Annotated in this window: 2 protein-coding genes; both read right to left on the reverse strand. The window is 29.1% G+C overall.

From position 1 onward, the window contains the following. Positions 1-3,052, reverse strand: a 3,052-nt coding sequence (locus MR593_RS07590; protein WP_290691557.1) for a ligand-binding sensor domain-containing protein, incomplete at its 3' end; no start/stop codon positions are given. Between the two features lie 139 nt (positions 3,053-3,191). Further along, a partial coding sequence (locus MR593_RS13575) for a zinc ribbon domain-containing protein (RefSeq protein WP_290691560.1) occupies positions 3,192-3,327 on the reverse strand: 136 nt, incomplete at its 5' end.

The following is a 3,327-nucleotide window of genomic DNA, read 5'->3' on the forward strand; positions in this document are numbered from 1 at the left end:
TCTCACCTTTAACCTCTGTATTTTCATCTACTATTTGGTTAAATCTATCAAATATAGCCTTGTAGTATTTTTCATCTATACCTATCCCTGTATCTTCTACCGTTATCTTGACCTTATCGTCTAGATCTTTGATATCGACCTTTATAGTCCCTCCTTTTTTAGTGAACTTAGATGCATTGCTGAGTAAATTTACGATACATCTTTCGATTTCATAGCTGTCACATTTTATGATTTTTTCTTCTGTATCTGTATCAATGATAAGACTTATCCCATTTGATTCTATTGCATCTTTGAGACCTAATGCAGCTTCTTCAACTACGTAGACTATATTTTCCTCCTTTATATTTATTTTGTATTTTCCATTTTCGATTTTAGTTGTGTCTATTATGTTATTTATTAGGTTTAGTAATCTCCTGATATTTTTATTCATGACCTGCATGTATTCTTCTAGCTTATCTTTTGGCACACCCCTATGAGATTTATTTAAATTTGTAATCAACTGTTCTACTGAGCTTATTACATTTAAAGGTGTTCTAAGTTCATGAGATAAATTTATAAAATAATTGTTTTTATTTCTTTCTACCTCTATTATCTTATTTAAAAGCTGATTGCTAGTTTGCATTTCTTTACTAAGTGCTCTAGTTCTTACTTCTACGAGATAATCTAATCTCTTTACCTTTTTAGTATGGATATAAGTCATAAGCAAAATTATAAAAATATACACTACAATTGCCTCCTTGCTTTTCCATATAGGAGGCCTTATTGTAAAACTTACTGTGCTCTCTTTTCCCATATTTCCATTTTGACTTCTGGCTTTTATTTTAAATGTATATCTACCAGGAGATAATTTATTAAATATAATTTCATTTCCATTGACCTGAACCCATTCTTCTACCAATCCTTCTAGCTTATAATAAAATTTCAAATTATTGTTAGCTTTATACTCTGGGAAAAAATATTTTATCCTAAAGAAATTCTCGTTGTACTCAAACTTCATTCCATCTATATTTTTGTATTTTTCTCCATTTACATCAAAGTTTTCAAATATGACCTTTGGCTCATAAGAGGATTTTAAAATATCCTCTGGTTTGAAAATATTCAAGCCTTTTATCCCACCAAATACGAACTCGCCTTCTTTAGTTTTATAATGGGCTTTTTCATTAAATTCATTACTTTGTAATCCATCTGTACTACTTAAATTGTTAAACTTATATGTTTTTAAATCGAATTTAGAAATTCCATTGTTTGTACTTACCCAAGGATTGCCATCGTTATCTATCAATAATCCATAAATAGTATTATTCGACAATCCATCTTCATCCGTGTATCTAGTAAACACCTCTCTAGTCTTGTTAAATTTAACTAAGCCTTCACTAGTTCCTATCCACAATATATCATTGTATTCGGATATACATTTTACATCAGCTATTTCCTGTTCAGTTTCACAATCAGAAGCTTTATAAACCTTAATAAATCTATCGTCAATATTTATTTTTATCAAAGAACCTACTACAAAATTACCAAGCCAATATAGACCGTCTTTGTCTCGATAAATCTCTTGTATACAGTTATCCGTCACACCTGCTCTTTTTAAGTAGTCTGTAATGTCTATTATTTCATCGTTTGTAATATCTAAAATATTTAGACCGTTCTTAGTTCCTATCCACAAATATCCCTCGCTGAATAATAAACTCTTTATACTGTTATTTGTCAAGCCATTGTCCACAGTGTATTTTTTTATTTTCATAGTATTTCTATCTATTTGATTAAGTCCGTAATTAGTACCGACCCACACAGTATCCTTATGTCCTTCTATAACTCTTATTGAGTTATCGGTCAATTGATAATCGTCATCGCCTCCATAGATTGTCTTGTATTTGTCGTTTTTTCTATCGATTATATTCAGACCTCTATTTCTAGTTCCTACCCATAATTTTCCATCTACATCCTCATAGATTCCATGTATTACATCGCCACTTAAAGAATTTTCATCAAGAGGATCGCTCTTGTAATGTATTATTTTATTATTAGGATCAAACAAGCTTATTCCTGTATATGTACCGACCCATATCAATCCATTGCTATCCTCCATAAGACTGTACACACTGTTGTTTATCAAACTATTTTCATCATAGCTTTTATTTTGATATGAGTAAAATTTATCGTCTCCCAAATATTTGCAGATACCTTTCTCTGTACCTATCCAAATAGTCCCATTCCTGTCCTGTATCATGCTGTTAGTCGTATTGGACGGTATAGAAAATTCATCATCTTCATCGTGATAATAATCAATTACCTCATTTGTTCCATTTTCATTTATGATTATCTTTTTTAATCCATTATTCTTCGTAGATACCCAAATACTATTTTCATCATCAATTAAAATTGAATTAATCCCATCATTTTCTATAGAATCCTTTGAAATGTATTTTGTCTCCTCTAAAGTATTTTTATTTAATTTGATTAAGCTTTTATTTGTACCCACCCATATATTTTGAAAATTGTCTTCTTTTATAACCATTATATCTTCTTCATTAAAAATACTCCTTTTATTTAAAATTTCATCTAAATCACCAGTTTCTCTATTGTATAAATACACGTTATTCGAGGTTACAGCTATTACACTTCCTTTTTTTGTGACTAGAATACTCCTGACATTGTAGTACTGTCTACCGGATTTGTCTTTTTCGTAATTAACTATTTCATCGGTCTCCAAATCAATTTTGCTGATACCTCTATTTGTGCCTACCCATAGATTCTTCTCGTGATCTTCTTGTATACTCAGGATGTAGTTATTTACTATTGTGTTCTTTTTAGTTTTATCTGCCTTGTAAATTTTCATTTCAAATCCATTGTATCTATTCAAGCCTTCATTAGTTCCTATCCATATATAACCTTGACTATCTTGAAATATTACTTCAGCTGTGGACTGCGATAATCCATCCTCTATAGTTATATGCTGAAAATTCACGTTTTCTTGAGCATCTGCCTTTATTGAAATAAAGCAAACAATAATTATTGTTATAAAAACTATAAAAATATTCTTTTTCATATTCACCTACCCATTTTCTTTATAAATACTATAATATAGTATTTTATAAAATTTAATTTTAAATTTCAATTATTTCCATAAAAAAAGACCGATATATATATATACATCGATCTTTTATAAATTTATTTCTATTAAATTATTAACCAATTAAAAAGTCTAATACATTCATACCTGTAGAAGTTTGAGCTTTATACAATTCTGTATATCCACAATTTTTACAGCTTATTGTAACAAATTTTTTATTTTGTACGTTAAATACTTTAGAAAAATTTCCT

It is taken from the genome of Intestinibacter sp. (assembly GCF_022780145.1).
Taxonomy (GTDB): Bacteria; Bacillota; Clostridia; order Peptostreptococcales; family Peptostreptococcaceae; genus Intestinibacter.